The organism is Marinobacter sp. (genome assembly GCF_046484525.1).
Lineage (GTDB): Bacteria > Pseudomonadota > Gammaproteobacteria > Pseudomonadales > Oleiphilaceae > Marinobacter.
This window is the reverse complement of record NZ_JAWOIS010000004.1, coordinates 33,688-51,902: the sequence shown is the minus strand read 5'-3', so window position 1 is coordinate 51,902 and position 18,215 is coordinate 33,688. Positions and strand designations below refer to the sequence as shown.

Genomic DNA, 18,215 nt, shown 5'->3' with positions numbered 1-18,215 from the left:
CACGCAACACTTACGAGAGATAACACCATGAACAACGCAGAACTCAACGCCCTGAAAGAAGAATACGTCGCGTTCGGCGCGGCGACTCCCACTACCGAATTTGCCGATCGGGCCAGGAACGCCGAACTCTGGGATGCCGACGGCCAACGCTGGATCGATTTTGCCGGAGGTATTGGCGTGCTCAATCTGGGTCACCGCCACCCGAAAATTGTCGATGCCGTCCGGGCGCAGCTGGACAAGGTCATGCACACCAGCGCCGCAGTCATCTCGTACGCGCCCTACGTCCAGCTCTGCCAGAAGCTTTGCCAGCTGGCGCCGGTACGTGGCCCCAAGCGCAAGGCAATGCTGGTCAACACCGGCGCCGAGGCGCTGGAGAACGCTATCAAGATTGCCAGGGCCGCCACCGGTCGTACCGGCATCGTCACCTTTGATGGCGCCTTCCACGGCCGCACCATGATGACCCTGGCCATGACCGGGAAGGTACTGCCCTACAAGAACGATTTCGGCCCGATGCCCGGCGATGTGTTCCGGGCCCCCTACCCCAATCCGATCCACGGCGTCAGTGAAGAAGCGTCACTGAAGGCCCTGCGCACCCTGTTCAAGACCGATATCGCTCCACACCGCACCGCGGCCATCGTGATCGAACCGGTCCAGGGTGAAGGCGGCTTCTACATCGCCTCCCCGGCCTACCTGAAGGCATTACGTGAGCTCTGCGATGAGCACGGCATCCTGCTGGTCGTGGATGAGGTACAGTCCGGCTTCGCCCGTACCGGCAAGCTCTTTGCTCTGGAACACAGTGGCATCGAGGCGGATCTGCTCACCACCGCCAAGAGCCTGGCCAACGGCATGCCTCTGTCAGCGGTGGTCGGCAAGGCCGAAGTGATGGACGGCTCCGGCCCCAACTCCCTGGGCGGCACCTACAGCGGCAATCCCCTCTCCTGCGCAGCTGCACTGGCAGTGATCGAGGTTATCGAGGAAGAAAATATCCTCCAACGCAGTGCCGAACTCGGGGAAAGACTGGCCGACCGCTTTGCCGCGTGGGAACAACGCTTTGACCGGGTGGGTCATGCCCGCAACCTGGGGGCGATGGCCGCCTTCGAACTGCTCGACAGCGATGGCAATCCCGATCCTGCCCTCACCGGGGCCGTGTGCGCCAAAGCACGTGAGCATGGCCTGATCCTGCTGTCCTGTGGATTTTACGGCAACACTATTCGTGTTCTGGTACCGATCACGGTCGAGAATTCGGTTCTGGAGGAAGGACTGAATGTGATTGAAGGGGCACTTGAAGCGCTGTGTTAATAAGGTCGGGTCGGGGTAACTCACCCCGACCCGACTGCGCTTTTCGCTCTCTCAGGCAAAGGCTTATTCGGCGATGTTACGACCGAAGTACTTCTCGCTGATCTGTGCGTACTTACCATTCGCCTTGATGGCGGCCAGGGCCTGGTTGAGCTTCTCAAGCAAGGCCTCGTTGCCCTTGTTGACCGCAATTCCGATGTCATCAACGTAGATCGGATCACCCAGCGGCTTGACCTCCAGGCCGGCGTTCAGGATGGCATTCTCGCCGATCAGCTGATCGGTGATCACCGCGTCCACGCGACCACCCACGGTGAGATCCCTCAGCGCGGTGACGTCGTCGGTATAAGTGGTGATGTTGTCACTGTACTCGCGAGCGGCCTTGGCGAAGCTGCTGGAAACCAGAACGCCGATGGTCTTGCCACGGATATCCTCAACCTCGGTGATTTCGTCGTTATCGGTGCTGACGAAAACCTGAGCCCCGGAGCTGTAGTACGGATCGGTGAAATTCACCTGTTTCAGGCGCTCCTCGGTTATGGCCATGCTGCCGATAATGGCATCAAAGCGATCTGACTTGAGTGCCGCGATCAGGGTCTGCCAGGGATTGGCAACCGGATTGGGCTGCATACCCATTTCCTCCGCCAGTGCCTGCCCGACCTCCATGTCAAAACCGGAAAGATCGCCGCTTTGACGGAAGCTGAACGGCGGATAAAGACCGGTCATGGCGTAGGTGAAGACCTCTTTATCGGCGGCCTTCGCGGTGTCCACATGCGTTACGTTGATGGTGGCGGCGATGACCAGCGCACTGGTCACCCCAATCAGGTTACGGATCAGTTTTTTCATTGTGTTCCCCTCTCTTTGAAGAAGATCCGTGCAATGAGATCTTCATGATTTCCACTGGGTGGTCGTTAAGTTTGTAGTTTTCGACGTTTATCCAGCCCATCCGGGCGTAATAAGGGCCCTTATCCTCCGTGATCAGGTAAAGCGCGTCGTGGCCCTGCCGACGCATTTCCGCCTTGGCCCGGTCGATCAGCGCCTTGCCGATCCCCTTGCCTCGGTGTTCCGGTGCCACAAAGATTCGCGATAGCCAGGGCGAATACTGCGGCCGATCCGACGTGTCATGTGCCACCAGGCAGATGCTGCCGACCAGTTCGCCGTCCTCGAGGGCAACGAAGGTGGCCGGTAGCGAAGCGGTATCACAGTGCTCGGCGAGCCGTTTCCGACGGACGGCCTCATTCACCGTGTCGTCGAGGTGATACCACTGGGCCTGGTGCCAGGCCGCCAGCTCGCTGATAAAGCGCGGCTCCAGCGCCTGGATCGCAATACTCATGGCTTACAGCACCCGGCTGAGAAACTGTTGCGCTTTGGGGTGCCGGGGATTACTGAAGAAGGTTTCCGGGTCCCCCTGCTCTGCAATCTGCCCGTTATCCAGGAAGACGACGCGGTCGGCGACCTCCCGGGCGAAGCCCATCTCATGGGTCACCACCACCATGGTCATGCCGTCGGCGGCCAGGCTCTTCATTACTTCAAGCACTTCGCCTACGAGTTCGGGATCCAGGGCGGATGTGGGCTCATCGAACAGCATGACCGACGGCTCCATCGCCAGAGCGCGGGCAATGGCCACGCGCTGTTTCTGCCCGCCGGACAGCTTCTCCGGATAAACATCGCCCTTGTCGCCAAGGCCGACCTTTTCAAGCAATTCCCGGCCGCGCTCGATGGCCTCGCCCCGAGGGATTTTTTTGACGTGGACCGGCGCTTCGATGACGTTTTCCAGCACGGTCATGTGCGGGAAGAGGTTGAAATGCTGGAACACCATACCGACGTGCTCACGCACCTTGTTCAAGGGTGTGGTGGCCGGGTCCACTTCCTTGCCATCAATCAGGATGCGCCCCTTGTCCTTCATCTCGAGGAAGTTGAGGCAGCGCAGCAGCGTACTCTTGCCCGACCCGCTGGCACCGATCATGACCACCACTTCCTGGGGGGCCACCTCAAGGTCGACACCCTTGAGAACGTGGAGGTCACCGAAGTACTTGTGGAGTTGCTCGACTTTGATCATTTGGCTGTATCCATCCGGTTTTCAACGCGGCTCAGAACGAAGGTGACAATGGCGACCATGGCCAGGTAATACAGGCCTGCGATGGTGTAGAACTCAAGCTGCTTGAAGGTCACGGCAGCGTTATCCATGGACAGGCTGAAGATTTCCGTGATGCCAATGAAAGCTACCAGCGACGAGTCTTTGAGACCGATGATGAACTGGTTACCCAGCGGTGGGATGGCCCGTTTCAGAGCCTGGGGCAGGATCACCCGTCGCATGGCCAAGGCCCGCTTCATCCCCAGGGATTCCGCGGCCTCCATTTGCCCCTTGTCCACCGACTGGATGCAGCCCCGGAAGATTTCGGCGATGTAGGCACCGCTGTGAATGGCGAGGGCAATGGTGCCGGCCCAGAAAGCCGAGAGCACAACGATGTGGGTGATACCGAAGTACAGCCACATGATCTGAACGATCAGCGGCGTACCGCGGATAATGCCCACATAGCCGTTGTAAATCACACCCAGCCAACGGACACCGGTAACCTTCATAAGGGCAAAAATCAGGCCGATTACCAGGGCCAGGACCAGCGAAACGCCGGTCAGCCGAAGGGTCATCCAGGCGGCTTCCATAAAAGCCGGGAAGGTAGATAACAGATTTTCAAAAAACGACGTCATTGTTTAATCCTTGTTGGTCGTTGTAGCAGCACAGGCTTCTTGAACCAGTGGGTGCGTGTGGCAGCAAAAGTCAGCACCGCTCAATAATCATCGCGATCCCCTGGCCGCCACCAATGCAGGCCGCTGCGCATCCGTAGCGTTCGCTCCGGTGTTGCAAGGTGCGCGCCAGCGTGCCCGCCAGACGAACGCCTGTCGCGCCCAATGGATGTCCGAGCGCCAGGGCGCCGCCGAAGATGTTTACCCGCTCCGGGTCGATGTCCAGAAAACGGATGGTGTAAAGCGGCACGGCGCTGAACGCCTCATTAATTTCCCAGGCGCCGATATCACCGGCGCTCAGGCCGGCTGCCTTGAGTACACGCTCCGCCGCCACCGCCGCGCCGGCGCCCATGCATTCGGGCGTTACGCCGCAGTCGGCAATCGCCACGATTCTGGCAAGCGGCGACAGACCGTGACGGCTCAGCGCAGCGTCGGACATCAGCAGTGCCGCACCGGCTCCAGAGGTCAGCGGCGAACTGTTGCCGGCCGTCACCTGGCCGTCCTCGGAGAATGCGGGCTTGAGTTCGGCGAGGCGCTCGGCGCTGGTGTCCGGTCGGATGTTGGCGTCCTGGCCGACGAGGGCACCGGCCGGATTCCTGAGTGCCAAACGCTCCCCTTCAAACCAGCCGTCCTGCTCCGCCCGGGCCGCCCGTTGATGGGAGCGGACCGCGAAGGCGTCCATCTCCTCACGACTCATCCTGGTCTCCCGCGCCAGCCGCTCGGCGGTCAGGCCCATATTCATGGCGACCGTCAGATCGAGCTCTTTTTGCTGCTGCAGGGACTCCGGGACGGTCAACACCCCCTCCTGGAACAGGCTGGGGCCCATCGGGACGCGGGACATATTCTCGTAACCACCGGCCAGGCCGGTTTCGATCGCTCCGGTCTGGATCTCCCGTGCGGTGGAACGCAGTGCGGCCAGGCCAGACCCGCATTGCTGGTCAATCTGACGGGACGGGCACTGGATGCCCACTCCGGACAACCACTGGGGGTAGCGGCCGCCAAAACTCCATTGATCCTTGACCGGCAATGCGCAGCCCACACTCAAATCCTCGACCTCGGTCCCCGGCACCCCGGAGCGATCCAGTAGTGCGTCAATTACCTGGCCCAGCAGGACGTCGCCGCGCTGACCGGACCAGGCATCGACCTCGGGTTTGCGGGGATGGGCACGGGTGAAGGCCGAGCGGGCGAAGTCGGCGATATAAGCGTCGTTCATAGCACACTCCTTGCAGATTCGGTATCGGTGGACCAGCGGCTGAGGAACAGGGCATAGGTGGTCAGCACCTGGCGAATTGACTCGATATCGACACACTCATCCACCCCGTGGATGCGCTGGGCAACGGGGCCATAGCAGGTGCCGTTGACGCCACCGGAGACATGAAAGGCCCGCAGGTCGGTGGTACAGGTCGAGAGGTAATGGGCCGGAGGCTCCCCCACGAGATCCTCGTGGCACCGGGACAGCAGCCGGATGCCGGGGGTCTCGAGATCCACCAGATGGCCCTCGGAGCGAAAGCCATGGAACTCCACGCGTGGCTCCGGGGAGCCATCACCCAGGGCCTGGTGGTGGTCGGCGATCACCTGGCGCACCCGGGTCATGATTTCATCGGGCGACATACCCGGCGGGAAGCCAACCCGGCCTTCCAGAATGGCGTGAGCGGGCACGCTGGAAGCCCAGTTGCCGCCCTCGATTTTGCCAATGCTCAGGTTGAACGGATGCGCCTTGGCCTCGTACGGTGCAGGACGTGGCAGGCTGTTGATTTCCTCTTCCAGTGCCTTGAACGCGGGCAGGTAGGTCTGAATCGTCTCGATGGCATTGCGACCGGCCCTGGTGTCCAGCACGTGAGCCGGCACCCCATCGATGCGCATGCGGAACCAGAGCACACCCACCTGGCCACTGTAGATCTGGGCGCCGAAGGGCTCGGGAATCAGCACAAAATCGCCAGTGTAGCCCTGATGAAGGCAGGCCAGCGCGCCATTGCCGGTACACTCTTCCTCGATGACCGTCTGCAACGTCAACGGGAAGTCGATCTCCACGCCGGCCCGGCGCACGGCCTCAACCGCCATCACCATGGCGGCAATGCCTGCCTTCATATCACCGGCGCCACGACCATACAGCCAGCCGTCCTTCTCCCAGGGCTCCCAGGGTGACCGGGTCCACATATCGGTCGGCTCAGCCGGCACCACATCCAGGTGGCCATTGAAGATCAGGTGCGGTTTATTGGAAGAGGGATTAAGACGGGAAACGACGTTGTAGCGGCCTTCACTGGACCATTTGGTAGGGGCACGATGGGGATGCTCCGAGAAACCAGGTGCATCCAGCGCCACACGCTCCACCGGCAAATCCAGGCGCTGGAACCAACTCTCCATGGTTTCCAGCGCGCCATGCTCGTAGCCGAGGACGCTATACCCCCTCACCAGTTCACGGGTAAGCTCCAGGGTGTCGCCCATGAGCTCATCACAACAATCCAGAATGCGTTGTTCGATGGCGGTCAGCATCAGAACCTCCCAAGCCGGCTTTCATCAATGATCAGCTCGGCCTCCGTGGCAGCACGCAAGCTTTCCACATCCATGCCCTCGGCGATATCAATCACTTCCAGCCCTTTCTCCGTCACTTCCATAACCGCCTTCTCGGTCACGATGAGCGAAACACACCGGGGGGCTGTGAGCGGCAATCTGCATTGTTTGAGAATCTTCGGGTTACCGTGCTTGTCATTGTGTGAACACAGCACCACCAGCTTCTCGACCTTCTGGGCCAGTTCCATCGCCCCGCCGATACCGGGCGAGAATTTGCCCGGGATTTTCCAGTTGGCGAGATTGCCCTGCTGGTCCACCTCGAACGCGCCCATGAAAGTCACGTCCACGCGGCTGCGCCGGATCATGGCAAAGGACAGGGCACTGTCGAACACACTGGCACCCGGACGGGTACCGATGTAGGCTCCGCCGGAGTCGATCAGCTCGTAGTCCGGGGCCACATCCTGGCCCAGAGGCTGACAGCCGAGCACACCATTCTCGGAGTGCACCAGGACCTCCAGATCGTCGGGCATGTAATGAAACAGGCGCGTCGGCAGGCCGATGCCCAGGTTCACGATCTGGCCGGGCAGGATTTCCCTGGCGGCGCGGGCGAGCATTCTTTCCTGATCAGACGGCATGGGCACGTATCCCCTGTTCACTGCTGGCAGGATCGACCCGGACTACATGGTTCACGAAGGCACAGGGCGTATGAATGGCTTCGGGTTTCAGGCCTCCCGGTGACTCCACCCGGAAGGCCTGGGCAATCACCTTGTCCGCTGCGATCGCCATCAGGGGGTTGAAGTTGATTGCCGTCCCCCGGTAAGCGAGGTTGCCATAGGTATCGGCGATATCCGCATGAATCAGCGCAAAGTCCGCAGTGATGGCGGGCTCGACCGCACACTTGCGGCCGTTAAGCTCCAGTTCATGCCGTTGCTGGGCGATCTCGGTCTCAAGCCCGATGTCGGTCAGGAAGCCGAGGTGGCCGGCGCCGGCACAACGGATCTTCTCCGCCAGCAGGCCCTGGGGATACATTTCCACCGCCAGCCGCCCCTGGTTCATTTCTTCAATCGCCACACGGTTCAGGCCGATGTGCGAGGTGATCAGGCGATCCACACGACCCGCGCGGATCAGCCGCCCGATACCGATATCCGGCTCGTTGGCGTCGTTCTTGATCAGAGTTAATCCTTTCTGGCCCTGGGCCAGCAGTTCGTCCAGCAAGGCGAACGGGGTGCCCGGTGAGCCAAAGCCGCCGACCATGATGGACGCACCATCGGGAATTTTCGCGATGGCATCTTCGACGGACGTGTATTTCTGGTTCAGCAGTGTCATGCGATATCAGCCTATGGTGCTTTGGGTATTGGGTTCGGCGGTTGTGGCAGACAGGGGCGCCACCACTTCGCTTTCAAGACGTTGCAGGGCCCGGGTCAGGCGCTCCAGCAGTATCGTAATTTCCGGTTCGGAGATGTTGAGCGGAGGGCTGATCAGGAAATGATCACCGGCCAGGCCGTCCAGGGTCCGGCGGGGGTAGATCAGGAGTCCCTCTTCCTTGGCCAGGGCGGTCACACTGGCGAACAGGTTGATCTCTGCGGGAAACGGGGTCTTGGTGGCCGGGTCCAGGACCAGCTCCACGCCCCAGAGCAGTCCGATCCCGCGGACATCGCCGATGAAGTCAAAGCGGGCTTTCAGGGCCTCGATACCTTCGCGTACCTGCTGGCCCCGGGCGGCCACGTTATCCAGCAGCTTCTCGTTCCGTATTGCTTCCACGGCAGCCAGACCAGTCGCGCAGGCCAACGGATTGCCGGCATAGGTATGGCCATGCTGGAACCCGCCATTGGCCATGACGGTATCGACAATGTCCTCCCGGCAAAGCAGCGCGCCCACCGGGTAATAGCCGGCACCCAGTCCCTTCGCTGTGGTCAGCAGGTCCGGCGCGACGCCCCAGTGCTGATATGCGAACCAGGTGCCGGTGCGGCCGACGCCAGACAGCACCTCGTCAAAAATAAGCAGACAACCAATCTCGTCACACAGCCCCCGAATACCCTCGAGGTAAGCCTTATTGACCATCCTGGCGCCGGTACTGGCACCACCGACCGGCTCCAGGACCACCGCAATGATGTTGTCGCCACCAGCGGCGTCGATCCGATCACGGGTTTCCTGCAGCACTTTGCGGATATGGGTATCGTCATCCGTCTCGGTGTGGCGATAGAAATCCGGGCCAGGCACCTTGATGGACCCCTGGGTAATGTCTGCGAAGGGTGCCTCCAGGGGCTGATACCCGGTCACGCCGAGCGCGCCAAGGGTACTGCCATGATAGGACGGACGCAGAGAGACAAAGTGGCGCCGATGGGATTCGCCACGGGCCACAAAATATTGGCGCGCGAGCTTGATCGCGGATTCGACCGACTCCGAACCACTGGACACAAAAAAGACCTTTTCCAGGTCCCGGTTGGTCATGTTGACCAGCTCTTCAGCCAATGCCATGGCCGGCGCATTTTCAAACTGGGTCCGATAGGTAAAAGCCACCCGGTCCAACTGCGCCAGCATGGCATCACGGATACCGTCATGGTGATGACCCAGGTTGCAGGAAATGGCACCCGAGCAGCCATCAAGATATTCCTTGCCGTCCGTATCCCAGAGATAGACGCCACGTCCGTGAGAGACCTCAGGCATGGCCGGTCCGGCCTGGTAGAAAAGAGGGGAAGATGACATGTTGCAATCCGGTATAGTTTTACTGTTGTTGATTTGCAGTCTAGAAAGATATGTAAAAGTATTTCAAGATATGATTTTTTTACCGGATTCGATGATTTTTAATCATGGCTGACGTCAACATCCATTCTCTGAAATCGCTGGCGATCTTCAAGACACTGCTGGAAGCCGGGAGTGCCTCGCAGGCCGCACGAACCCTGGGCATTACCCAATCCGGGGTGAGCCGTTCCCTGGCCCAGCTGGAGGACAACCTGGGGATTCAGTTATTCCTGCGGGAGAAAAACCGACTGGTCGCGACGCCCGAGGCGTATGAGCTTTACGAGGAAATTCTGCGCCTGATGGGGAATATCGAGGAACTGCGGCACAGCGTCCTGGCGCTGAAAGAGTTCGGCACCTCTCGCCTGCGCATTGCTGCGATTCCGGGGCTCGCGTTCGGATTTGTTCCCCGCCTGATTGGCACCCTGCTGGCAGAGAATCGCGGTTTCAGCATCAGTTTCGACATGATGTCCAGCCACGATGTACTTCGGGAGGTGGAGTCCGGTCACGCAGACATCGGCTTCGTCACGCTGCCGGTGAGCTCAAGGCTGCTCAGGATCGAGGAGTGGCTGACCACCCAGGCGCACTGTCTGGTACCCGCAAATCACCCGCTGGCAAACCGGGAAGAGGTCACAATCGAGAATCTACAGAACGAATACCTCGTCATCAGCAACCAACCCAATGTGGGCGCGGACCCCCTGCTCCACCTCGCCGCCAGCCACTCGATCTCCATTGCCGGCAAAACCGAGTCGAACATCGGTGCCATTGCCGCAATGGTGGCTAACGGTGTCGGGATCAGTGTGATGAATCCCATCACGGCGACGGATCAGCTCGTGGGCCGCACGGATGTGGTCATGCGGCCCTTCTCTCCCCGGATCTCGTTCAGTTTCGGGATGGTCTACCGGGAAGACTGGAAGAACGTGCAGGCCCTCGAGTCCATTCGCCGGACAGGCAATGAACTTCTGAAAACCTACCCGGACTGAAGGCCGCGACTAGTGTCCGATCGGTCCGTCCTTGAACAGGAACTCCCGCAGGTACTTGTCCATGGTCGGATCCTTCCGGCGGATCCATTCCAGCACCATGGCCGCGTGTTCCTTCTCTTCATCCCGGTTGTGCTGGAGAATCGCCTTCAGCTGTGAGTCCTTGCAGGACTCAGCGCGCTGGTTGTACCAGTCAACGGCTTCAAACTCCTCCATCAGCGAGCTGATTGCCCGGTGCATGTCCCGGGTATCGTCAGAAAGCTCTTCAACAGGCTCGTGGTAGCTTTCGCTGGCCATAGTACCGACCCTTTTCCCTGCGGATGAGTGACTTCGCTTGCTGCGAATGCCTTCTGACCATAGCCCAGAATTGGCGCCGAGAAAAGGTAAGGGGGCGTAGTGGCGGGGAGGATCTGCCGGACCATGGCTCCGCTTATACTGGCGTCCACCGTTTCTGGAAACTTGCTGGACGATACCACCATGACAAAGCCGGTTCTGATCCTTGGCGGCGCCTCGCTGGATACCATTATCCATCTGCCCGTCCTTCCCGATCCCAAACCCCAGACCATCTGGCCCACCGCGAGCTATCGTGCCCTCGGCAGCACCGGGGCCGGCAAAAGCCTGAACCTGGCAGCCCTGGAACAGCCTGTCATCTTCCACACCCTTTTGGGCAAAGATACGGAAGGCCAGCAAATCCGGGACGCCCTGGCCCACCCCCGGATCCGTGTGCTGGAGGAGGAAACTGACGGGCCCACCGAACAGCATGTGAACCTGATGTCCGAGGACGGCAAACGGATCTCCCTGTTCATCCAACCGCCACCCGAGCCGGAGGATATCGACTGGTTACCGGTTCACCAGGCAATAACGGAGTGTTGCCTGGTGGTCGTCAACATTCTGGGCTACACCCTACCTGTGCTGCCCTGGCTGAAATCGGCAGGCCTGCCGATCTGGACCGACCTGCACGATTACGATGGCGAGAATCCTTACCACCAACCGTTCATCGACGCGGCAGAGGTCATTTTCCTGTCCAGCGACAACCTCGCCGATTATCGGACTACCATGGAACAGCTGGTTGGGCGGGGTAAAGCCTTTGTTGTATGTACCCACGGATCCGCCGGAGCAACCCTTCTGACCAGAGAAGGTGCATGGATGGAACAACCGGCGATGGAAGTGCCGGCGGTGATCGACACCAATGGAGCCGGTGATGCATTTTTCAGCGGCTTCCTGCACCGCTACCTGCAGGGCGGGGAACTGGCCGACTGTCTGAAAGCCGGTGCCATCAACGGTGCCCTTTGCGTTACCAGCCGTGAGCTGGTATCTCCGGGTGTATGCCCGTCAAGGCTCTCGGCACCCCGCAATGGTGGAAGCGTCAGCAGTTGATTGGCGTACTGAATAATCCAGAGGCTTTCCGGAAGGTCAGTTCCGGCAGCCCGGTTGGTTCACCATCCAACAGGATTGCGGGCAGTTGGATCCGGTAGACGTCGAGGGCCGGAGGCAGTGGCGTCTCGATCGTGAAATGCCTTGGCAACACTGAAGTGTCGGACACGATCCAACGGAATTTTTTCTCGCCGCTACCAACCAGTTCGGGGCCAACGGTTACCAACGCAGCCTGCGCCGCGTTCCAGGCCCTGGCCGGGCCGAGGTCCCGGGATTCACCGTTGATTAACACTTGATCGGTCAGAAGGGTGACAAAATGACCGTCAGGGATATCGATTCCGATTAATAGAGCAGGCCGGTCTGTCTCCCGCTCAATGAATACCTGCAAGGTGATTTCGCCATACTCGAGCACAACCCGGTCTTCGGGGCCCGCACCACAGGGGCCTCCTATTGTCTTGTACCCGGGATCAACCGGCTCGTAATAGTGCACCGGCGCCATGACACACCCCGCCAGCAAGCCCACCGATGCTATTAGAATTACCCGGATAATCATTCCCATCCGTATGCTCCGCCAGTCAGTCGCTCTGTATCCTGACTATGGCATCGGTTTTCAGATCCGGATACTTTTTCTGCAGCCGATAGAGGCGGATGATGGTGATGATGTTGGTGACCAGAACCATGGCTTCGGCCAGGGTACCGCCCACCGAGCCAATCACGATGTTGTTGAGCATCCAGGCCAGAGCCGCCAGACCCAGAACGATTCTGAGCGCGATACCCCGGAGCATGAACATGCCCATGGTGCCGAGCACCGCCGCCGTAAGCGGGAAAATATCCGTCAGGGATTTCCAGGTCGCCCAGGCGACCAGCAGATTCACCGCCAGCATCACCGCCATGATCTTCCAGTTGCCCTGATACTTGCGGGCGAGCGTGATGCGGACAATCACCAGCACGGTAAGTGCCGACGCCGTCCAACTCTCGAAGAAAGCGAACATCAGGGCGAAGGCGACGTTGGCTGAGATCAGCAGCACCATCAGCCGGTCGTCGTTCTTGTTGGCGAAGCCGGCAATGCAGAACGCCAGGGCAATCAGGCCAGAAAGCTGCCCAAGTCCTTCCGCGAGAGACATCTCCGCAATCAGCTCAGTCATGTTTCTCCAGCAATGCACAAGGCGTCATAGCGGTAATCCCCTCTCCCTGAAAAGGGCACCAGCCTGCCACAATTGCCGCATTTGAGCCACGATCACCCGTGTGCCAAAGTGATCCGATTCATTCAGCCAGGAATGTCCGCCGCCATGAAAACCGTGTTCTCACCCCTGCATAGCCGTCGCCATGTCAAAACCGAACTGGATGGCGGCCTGCTGATCGAGCCCCACGAAAAGCCCTCCCGGGCTGAAACCATCCTGGCGCGGGTGAAGGACCAGGGTCTCGGGGAGATCCTGGAGCCGGAAGAGTTCGGGCTTGGACCGGTCAAGCGGGTCCACACGGCGGATTATGTGAGTTTCCTGGAAACCTGCTGGGGCGAGTGGGTGGCGGCCGGCAAACGCGGCGAGGCCATCCCCACGTTCTGGGTTGGCCGGGGCATGCGCGCCCGGCTGCCAAAGGACATCGACGGTCGACTCGGCTATTACAGTCTCGGCGCCGACACTTCGATCTCCGATGGCACATGGGAAGCGGCCCGGGCGTCCGCCAATGTTGCTCTCACCGCCCAGAAGCTGGTGGCCGGGGGCGAACGCGCCGCCTTCGCCCTGTGCCGGCCACCGGGTCATCACGCCCATGCCGATGTGTTCGGAGGCTACTGCTTCTTCAATAATGCCGCCATTGTCGCCCAGGCCTTCCGGGACCAGGGCTACAGCAAGGTCGCGGTAATCGATGTGGACTTCCATCACGGCAACGGCACCCAGGCGATTTTCTATGATCGAAGCGACGTGCTCACCATCAGCCTCCACGGCGACCCGGACCTGGTGTTTCCGCACTTTCTGGGATTCGAGGATGAAACCGGCGAGGGTGATGGCGAAGGCTACAACCTGAACATCGTCTTTCCACCTGACACTCCCTTCAGCATCTGGAGCCAGGGTCTGGAGAAGGCCTGCGAGCGCATCCAGGCGTTCGCGCCGGATGCCCTGGTGGTGGCGCTGGGAGTGGATACCTTCGAGGAGGACCCGATTTCCTTCTTCAAGCTGACGTCAGGCGATTATCTCAAACTGGGCAAACGCCTGGAGCAGCTGGGGCTACCCACGGTATTCACCATGGAAGGCGGTTACGACGTGGACGCCATCGGCGTGAATGCGGTCAATGTCATGCAGGGCTTTGAAGGAAAGGAATGAGCAAACCGGGCAATGGCTTTGGCGGAAATGGCCATTGCCCGTAGGTTGCTAATCAGCGAGGATCGGGCTTTGATGCCCGAACCCTGGATGAGTCCCTATGGAACGCTACCTTCAGCCCACCGCCTTCTTCGATTACGACGAGCCCGAACTCAAGGCCTGGGTCGCCCGGCAGCTTGAGGGTGTTTCCGACGACCCGGTGGAGCAGATCAAGGTGCTGTACCTGGCGGTCAGGGACAGCATCAACTACAACCCCTACGTATTCCGTACTGACCCCACCACTTTATCCGCCAGTTACGCCCTGGCCAGCAGAGAGACCTACTGCATTCCCAAGGCCGTCCTGCTCGGCGCCGCCGCCCGGGCCATCGGCATTCCCAGCCGGCTGGGCCTGGCAGATGTGCGTAACCACCTCTCCAGCCCGAAACTGATCGAATGGCTGCGCTCGGACATTTTCCGGATGCACGGCTTTATCGAGCTGTACCTGAATGGCCAATGGGTAAAGGCGACTCCGGCGTTCAACAAGCAGCTGTGTGAGCTGATGAAGGTGGAGCCGCTGGAGTTTGATGGTGTGAATGACTCGGTGTTCCAGGAATTCACCGAAGATGGCCAGGCGCACATGGAGTACATCAACGATCATGGGGTGTTTGACGATGTGCCGCACCAGTTCATCGTGGATGGGGTGCGGGCGGCGTATGGGCATCTGTTTCCGGCGGATGGGGAGAGTGTGGAAGTAGACGGAAGCCTGGAGAAAGATGTGTCTGGGCGGTGAGTGGGCGTGAAGTTGGGGTCAGATGAAAGCGTTCATCCGACCCCGGGGTTCGGGCTCTGGCTTGGGAATGAAAAAGGGGTCAGAAGAAGGCTTTCTTCTGACCCCGGGTTAGGTGCTGATCGGGGTCTGATGAACTTGTTCATCTGACCCCACTTTCACGCCAGCCTCAGTCCTCGACAGAATTCCGGATCAGGAAGTCAAAGGCACTCAGCGCCGCCTTGGACCCCTCACCCATGGAAATCACGATCTGCTTGTAGGGCACGGTGGTGGCATCGCCCGCCGCGAAGACACCCGGGATGGAGGTCTCGTTACGGTCGTTGACGATGATCTCACCGTGCTGGCTCAGCTCGATGTCACCTTTGAGCCACTCGGTGTTCGGCACCAGGCCGATCTGAACGAACACGCCTTCCAGCGCCACATGGTGGGACTCGCCGGTATTACGATCGGTGTAGATCAAGCCATTCACCCTGCCATTCTCACCGGTAATCTCGGTGGTCTGGCCAGAGGTGATGATCTCCACGTTCTTCAGGCTGCGCAGCTTCTTCTGAAGCACTTCGTCCGCGCGCATCTCGGTACCGAACTCAATCAGAGTCACGTGGCCGACGATGCCGGCCAGATCGATGGCCGCTTCCACACCGGAGTTACCACCGCCGATGACCGCCACCCGCTTGCCCTTGAACAGCGGGCCGTCACAGTGCGGGCAGTAGGCCACGCCCTTGTTGCGGTACTCTTCCTCACCCGGCACGCCCAGCTGGCGCCAGCGGGCACCGGTGGACAGCACCACGGTACGGGATTTGAGGGTGGCGCCATTGGCCAGACGCACCTCGTGCAGACCACCGGTCCTGGCGGCCGGAATCAGCTTATCGGCGCGCTGCATGTTCATGATATCCACGTCGTATTCCTTGACGTGCTGTTCCATGGCCGATACCAGTTTCGGGCCTTCGGTGTAGGGCACGGAAATCAGGTTCTCGATGCCCATGGTATCAGCCACCTGGCCGCCGAAACGCTCGGCCGCAATCGCAGTGGAGATACCCTTACGGGCGGCGTAGATCGCGGCAGCAGAGCCCGCCGGGCCACCACCGATGACCAGCACCTCGAACGGATCCTTCTGGTTGAGCTTCTCGGCTTCCTTCTCGGCGGAGCTGGTATCCAGCCGCGCCACGATCTCTTCCAGGGTCATACGGCCCTGGCCCCAGGACTCGCCGTTCATGAACACGCTGGGCACAGCCATCACTTCACGCTGCTCCACCTCGTCCTGGAACAGGGCACCGTCGATGGAGGTGTGCTTGATGTTCGGGTTCAAGACAGCCATCAGGTTCAGGGCCTGGACCACGTCCGGGCAGTTCTGGCAGGACAGGGAGAAGTAGGTTTCAAACTCGAAACTCCCTTCCAGATCCTTGATCTGCTCGATCAGCTCCCGGGATTCCTTGGACGGGTGACCTCCCACCTGCAGGAGGGCCAGCACCAGTGAGGTGAACTCATGACCCATGGGGATACCGGCAAACCGGATACCAATGTCGGTACCCACACGATTGATTGCAAAGGACGGGCGACGCACGTCCGGATCTTCCTCGGTGCGCAGGCTGATTTTCGAGGACATCGGCTCGATGTCTTCCAGCAACTCTTTCAGCTCCTGGGACTTTTTGCTGTCGTCGTAGGCCGCCACCAGCTCGATCGGCTGCTGCAGTTTTTCCATGTAGGCCTGGAGCTGTTGCTTGATATTGGCATCCAACATGTAGGTTTTTCCCCTTGATATGTCGTAAAGCTAAGTGTCTGAATTCAAAATGAATCAATAATTGAAGTTGCAGGTAAGATAAGGATTCGGGGGCTAAGCCTCAAATTAATTGCCCCAAATTGTTTGATAGGGCAGTCCTATGAAGCAGAATGCAGCAATAGCCAGCCACTCCCTGGCAGACTTTAAACGTTGATGAAAGAACGGTGAATGTCGCTGCCGTAGCGCCGGATCAGGATCTTCCGTTCCTTCGGGCTGTATTCCGCCCGCTCCAGTTCGTTATGCAAGACGCGGAACTCATAACCGATGAACATCGCCTCTCCGTGGTCACGGGATACGGCCCGGTGCTTGTGTCTGGGATGATGGGTTTTGGGGCGATGGTGCCGGTGATGGTCCATTTGATCCGGCTCCGGTCGGTCCGTCGGGACACCGGCAACTCCGTGGGCCTGCTATCCAGCTGCACCGAATCCGGAAAACGGTAGCTGATGTGCAACACATCATCCGGGGCAAAGCTGTCCGGATTCACCCGCAAGGAGACATGAAACGGGTGGCCGGCCTGGCGGTGCACCAGTTCAACGCGCAGACGCCCGAGGATCTCCCGCAGGTAGATGTTGTGCGAGAGAGAGTGCAAAACCGAACGGTACTGGGAGATGTGGACCAGGGGATTGTCGATCACGATGGCTGGCCAGGGCCTGTCGCCAGGTCATACCCTCGGCCTGGTCGGCAACCACCAGCATGGTACCGTTCTGGTGGCGCTCATACTGGATGGTGAAACCGCCGGGAATCGATATCGATCACCCGCTGGTCTACCGGAATTGCCGTGATACCCATGGCCTGCTCCCCCGTAACTTCCCTGCTTTATGTCCACAGTAGGACAAATAGCGCATTTTGCTATTGATGCGGCTCAACTATCATAGGGGGACGAAGAGTTAATCTCCCATTGTCAGCCCCGCGACCCGTAAAAGGCGAACCATGTTTCTAGAACGTTTCCACTCCCTCCAGGACGGACGTGTCACCATTTCCGCGCTCCAGGCCAGTCAGTTCGCCAAGGAAGTGGCCGGGGACTTCAACCCGATTCATGATCCCGATGCGCGGCGCTTCTGTGTGCCCGGAGATCTGCTGTTTGCCGTGGTCCTGTCCCGCTTCGGGCTTTCCCAGAACATGACGTTCCGGTTCCGCGCCCTAGTCGGTGATGGCGTTGAACTCCTGTTCCGGGAAAACGGCAATGACAGCATCGAAGTCTGTGACGAGGGCGGCAAGGTTTACCTTGAAGTCATCCGCAGCGGCGAGATTACCCGGGATGAGCAGTTCATCGAGGACTTTACCCTTTGCTACGTGTCGGCCTCGGGCAAGAACTTCCCGCACACCCTGAAACCGCTGATGGAATCGAACGGTGTCATGTTCAATCCGGACCGTCCCATGGTGATGTATGAGAGCATGAGCCTGGCCCTGGACACGGTGGATGCCTCCTCCCCGGAACTGGAGCTGAGCAACGCCGAACTCGAAGCTGCCGGCAAACGGGGCAATGTGACCCTGGAGTACCTGTTGAAGGCCGATGGCAAGCCCGTGGGCGAGGTGACCAAACGCCTGGTCCTGAGTGGACTGCGCCCCTACTGCCCGGAAGCCATGGCGGAGGTGATCGAGGAATTCTACCGGCTCAAGGCCCGCGGCGCCGATTACGGCAGCGAGATCGCTAGCTCCTGACAGGGATCTCCTTTCCGGTCATATCCTGCGTCTACACTGTTCCTTGTGACCCT

General features: G+C 59.8%; 21 protein-coding genes. 7 read left to right on the top strand and 14 right to left on the bottom strand.

Features of this window, described 5'->3' with window-relative positions:
- Positions 1-27: 27 nt before the first annotated feature.
- Entirely contained in the window at positions 28-1,299 is a 1,272-nt protein-coding gene (gene gabT / locus R6W86_RS00990; RefSeq protein WP_410327533.1) for a 4-aminobutyrate--2-oxoglutarate transaminase, read from the top strand.
- 63 nt (positions 1,300-1,362) lie between these two features.
- On the opposite strand, the gene R6W86_RS00985 is transcribed toward gabT, so the two are convergent.
- From R6W86_RS00985 to R6W86_RS00945, 9 genes are all read right to left on the bottom strand, one after another.
- Complete coding sequence (locus R6W86_RS00985) at positions 1,363-2,136, bottom strand: transporter substrate-binding domain-containing protein (protein WP_410327532.1); 774 nt, start codon at positions 2,134-2,136, stop codon at positions 1,363-1,365.
- The gene (locus tag R6W86_RS00980; RefSeq protein ID WP_410327531.1) at positions 2,117-2,623 is read right to left on the bottom strand and encodes a GNAT family N-acetyltransferase; all 507 of its coding nucleotides are present in this window, start codon (positions 2,621-2,623) and stop codon (positions 2,117-2,119) included. Before R6W86_RS00980 ends, R6W86_RS00985 begins: the two co-directional genes overlap by 20 nt.
- Positions 2,624-2,626: 3 nt before the next feature.
- The gene (locus tag R6W86_RS00975) at positions 2,627-3,349 is read right to left on the bottom strand and encodes an amino acid ABC transporter ATP-binding protein (protein WP_410327530.1); all 723 of its coding nucleotides are present in this window, start codon (positions 3,347-3,349) and stop codon (positions 2,627-2,629) included.
- Positions 3,346-3,999: an amino acid ABC transporter permease gene (locus tag R6W86_RS00970; RefSeq protein WP_113861681.1), complete on the bottom strand. Its 654-nt coding sequence runs from the start codon at positions 3,997-3,999 to the stop codon at positions 3,346-3,348. Before R6W86_RS00970 ends, R6W86_RS00975 begins: the two co-directional genes overlap by 4 nt.
- 70 nt (positions 4,000-4,069) lie before the next feature.
- Positions 4,070-5,248 carry an acetyl-CoA C-acyltransferase gene (locus R6W86_RS00965; RefSeq protein WP_410327529.1) on the bottom strand — a complete coding sequence of 393 codons (1,179 nt, stop codon included), beginning with the start codon at positions 5,246-5,248 and terminating at the stop codon, positions 4,070-4,072.
- On the bottom strand, positions 5,245-6,528 hold the full coding sequence (locus tag R6W86_RS00960) for an ArgE/DapE family deacylase (protein ID WP_410327528.1): 1,284 nt from the start codon (positions 6,526-6,528) through the stop codon (positions 5,245-5,247). The genes R6W86_RS00965 and R6W86_RS00960 overlap by 4 nt, the downstream gene beginning before the upstream one ends.
- On the bottom strand, positions 6,528-7,181 hold the full coding sequence (locus R6W86_RS00955) for a 3-oxoacid CoA-transferase subunit B (protein ID WP_410327527.1): 654 nt from the start codon (positions 7,179-7,181) through the stop codon (positions 6,528-6,530). Before R6W86_RS00955 ends, R6W86_RS00960 begins: the two co-directional genes overlap by 1 nt.
- The gene (locus tag R6W86_RS00950) at positions 7,171-7,872 is read right to left on the bottom strand and encodes a CoA transferase subunit A (protein ID WP_410327526.1); all 702 of its coding nucleotides are present in this window, start codon (positions 7,870-7,872) and stop codon (positions 7,171-7,173) included. Before R6W86_RS00950 ends, R6W86_RS00955 begins: the two co-directional genes overlap by 11 nt.
- Positions 7,873-7,878: 6 nt before the next feature.
- Complete coding sequence (locus R6W86_RS00945) at positions 7,879-9,252, bottom strand: aspartate aminotransferase family protein (protein WP_410327525.1); 1,374 nt, start codon at positions 9,250-9,252, stop codon at positions 7,879-7,881.
- A gap of 104 nt (positions 9,253-9,356) precedes the next feature.
- Between R6W86_RS00945 and R6W86_RS00940 the strand changes: the two genes are divergently transcribed.
- The gene (locus R6W86_RS00940; RefSeq protein WP_410327524.1) at positions 9,357-10,268 is read left to right on the top strand and encodes a LysR family transcriptional regulator; all 912 of its coding nucleotides are present in this window, start codon (positions 9,357-9,359) and stop codon (positions 10,266-10,268) included.
- 9 nt (positions 10,269-10,277) lie between these two features.
- Here the strand turns inward: R6W86_RS00940 and R6W86_RS00935 are convergent, their stop codons facing one another.
- Positions 10,278-10,562 (bottom strand): encapsulin-associated ferritin-like protein, encoded by a 285-nt coding sequence (locus R6W86_RS00935; RefSeq protein ID WP_410327523.1) that lies wholly within the window; start codon positions 10,560-10,562, stop codon positions 10,278-10,280.
- Between the two features lie 123 nt (positions 10,563-10,685).
- Here R6W86_RS00935 and R6W86_RS00930 point away from each other — a divergent pair, with 123 nt between their 5' ends.
- Complete coding sequence (locus R6W86_RS00930) at positions 10,686-11,642, top strand: carbohydrate kinase family protein (RefSeq protein WP_410327522.1); 957 nt, start codon at positions 10,686-10,688, stop codon at positions 11,640-11,642.
- Here the strand turns inward: R6W86_RS00930 and R6W86_RS00925 are convergent.
- Both R6W86_RS00925 and R6W86_RS00920 read right to left on the bottom strand, forming a co-directional pair.
- On the bottom strand, positions 11,632-12,198 hold the full coding sequence (locus R6W86_RS00925) for a hypothetical protein (protein ID WP_410327521.1): 567 nt from the start codon (positions 12,196-12,198) through the stop codon (positions 11,632-11,634). The two genes, R6W86_RS00930 and R6W86_RS00925, sit on opposite strands and share 11 nt — an antisense overlap.
- Before the next feature lie 16 nt (positions 12,199-12,214).
- Entirely contained in the window at positions 12,215-12,784 is a 570-nt protein-coding gene (locus tag R6W86_RS00920) for a YgjV family protein (protein ID WP_410327520.1), read from the bottom strand.
- 144 nt (positions 12,785-12,928) lie between these two features.
- On the opposite strand from R6W86_RS00920, the gene R6W86_RS00915 reads away from it, so the two are divergent.
- Both R6W86_RS00915 and R6W86_RS00910 read left to right on the top strand, forming a co-directional pair.
- Complete coding sequence (locus R6W86_RS00915) at positions 12,929-13,960, top strand: histone deacetylase family protein (RefSeq protein ID WP_410327519.1); 1,032 nt, start codon at positions 12,929-12,931, stop codon at positions 13,958-13,960.
- 97 nt (positions 13,961-14,057) lie between these two features.
- Entirely contained in the window at positions 14,058-14,726 is a 669-nt protein-coding gene (locus R6W86_RS00910) for a transglutaminase-like domain-containing protein (RefSeq protein ID WP_410327518.1), read from the top strand.
- 166 nt (positions 14,727-14,892) lie between these two features.
- Here the strand turns inward: R6W86_RS00910 and ahpF are convergent, their stop codons facing one another.
- Both ahpF and R6W86_RS00900 read right to left on the bottom strand, forming a co-directional pair.
- Positions 14,893-16,461 (bottom strand): alkyl hydroperoxide reductase subunit F, encoded by a 1,569-nt coding sequence (gene ahpF / locus R6W86_RS00905; protein WP_410327517.1) that lies wholly within the window; start codon positions 16,459-16,461, stop codon positions 14,893-14,895.
- Between the two features lie 182 nt (positions 16,462-16,643).
- The gene (locus tag R6W86_RS00900) at positions 16,644-16,856 is read right to left on the bottom strand and encodes a hypothetical protein (protein WP_410327515.1); all 213 of its coding nucleotides are present in this window, start codon (positions 16,854-16,856) and stop codon (positions 16,644-16,646) included.
- Positions 16,857-17,123: 267 nt separating this feature from the next.
- On the opposite strand from R6W86_RS00900, the gene R6W86_RS00895 reads away from it, so the two are divergent.
- The gene (locus R6W86_RS00895; protein WP_410327514.1) at positions 17,124-17,282 is read left to right on the top strand and encodes a hypothetical protein; all 159 of its coding nucleotides are present in this window, start codon (positions 17,124-17,126) and stop codon (positions 17,280-17,282) included.
- A 148-nt stretch (positions 17,283-17,430) separates the two neighbouring features.
- Entirely contained in the window at positions 17,431-18,162 is a 732-nt protein-coding gene (locus tag R6W86_RS00890; RefSeq protein ID WP_410327513.1) for a DUF3581 domain-containing protein, read from the top strand.
- Positions 18,163-18,215 lie beyond the last annotated feature (53 nt).

What these genes read in the sequence shown, in the direction of transcription:
- R6W86_RS00890 (WP_410327513.1), top strand. Translation starts at nt 17,431, where the DNA reads ATGTTTCTAGAACGTTTCCACTCCCTCCAGGACGGACGTGTCACCATT.
- R6W86_RS00975 (WP_410327530.1), bottom strand. Translation starts at nt 3,349, where the DNA reads ATGATCAAAGTCGAGCAACTCCACAAGTACTTCGGTGACCTCCACGTT.
- R6W86_RS00900 (WP_410327515.1), bottom strand. Translation starts at nt 16,856, where the DNA reads ATGGACCATCACCGGCACCATCGCCCCAAAACCCATCATCCCAGACAC.
- R6W86_RS00955 (WP_410327527.1), bottom strand. Translation starts at nt 7,181, where the DNA reads ATGCCGTCTGATCAGGAAAGAATGCTCGCCCGCGCCGCCAGGGAAATC.
- R6W86_RS00980 (WP_410327531.1), bottom strand. Translation starts at nt 2,623, where the DNA reads ATGAGTATTGCGATCCAGGCGCTGGAGCCGCGCTTTATCAGCGAGCTG.
- gabT (WP_410327533.1), top strand. Translation starts at nt 28, where the DNA reads ATGAACAACGCAGAACTCAACGCCCTGAAAGAAGAATACGTCGCGTTC.
- R6W86_RS00970 (WP_113861681.1), bottom strand. Translation starts at nt 3,999, where the DNA reads ATGACGTCGTTTTTTGAAAATCTGTTATCTACCTTCCCGGCTTTTATG.
- R6W86_RS00965 (WP_410327529.1), bottom strand. Translation starts at nt 5,248, where the DNA reads ATGAACGACGCTTATATCGCCGACTTCGCCCGCTCGGCCTTCACCCGT.
- R6W86_RS00920 (WP_410327520.1), bottom strand. Translation starts at nt 12,784, where the DNA reads ATGACTGAGCTGATTGCGGAGATGTCTCTCGCGGAAGGACTTGGGCAG.
- R6W86_RS00915 (WP_410327519.1), top strand. Translation starts at nt 12,929, where the DNA reads ATGAAAACCGTGTTCTCACCCCTGCATAGCCGTCGCCATGTCAAAACC.
- R6W86_RS00950 (WP_410327526.1), bottom strand. Translation starts at nt 7,872, where the DNA reads ATGACACTGCTGAACCAGAAATACACGTCCGTCGAAGATGCCATCGCG.
- R6W86_RS00960 (WP_410327528.1), bottom strand. Translation starts at nt 6,528, where the DNA reads ATGCTGACCGCCATCGAACAACGCATTCTGGATTGTTGTGATGAGCTC.
- R6W86_RS00940 (WP_410327524.1), top strand. Translation starts at nt 9,357, where the DNA reads ATGGCTGACGTCAACATCCATTCTCTGAAATCGCTGGCGATCTTCAAG.
- R6W86_RS00910 (WP_410327518.1), top strand. Translation starts at nt 14,058, where the DNA reads ATGGAACGCTACCTTCAGCCCACCGCCTTCTTCGATTACGACGAGCCC.
- R6W86_RS00930 (WP_410327522.1), top strand. Translation starts at nt 10,686, where the DNA reads ATGGCTCCGCTTATACTGGCGTCCACCGTTTCTGGAAACTTGCTGGAC.
- R6W86_RS00935 (WP_410327523.1), bottom strand. Translation starts at nt 10,562, where the DNA reads ATGGCCAGCGAAAGCTACCACGAGCCTGTTGAAGAGCTTTCTGACGAT.
- R6W86_RS00925 (WP_410327521.1), bottom strand. Translation starts at nt 12,198, where the DNA reads ATGGGAATGATTATCCGGGTAATTCTAATAGCATCGGTGGGCTTGCTG.
- R6W86_RS00985 (WP_410327532.1), bottom strand. Translation starts at nt 2,136, where the DNA reads ATGAAAAAACTGATCCGTAACCTGATTGGGGTGACCAGTGCGCTGGTC.
- ahpF (WP_410327517.1), bottom strand. Translation starts at nt 16,461, where the DNA reads ATGTTGGATGCCAATATCAAGCAACAGCTCCAGGCCTACATGGAAAAA.
- R6W86_RS00945 (WP_410327525.1), bottom strand. Translation starts at nt 9,252, where the DNA reads ATGTCATCTTCCCCTCTTTTCTACCAGGCCGGACCGGCCATGCCTGAG.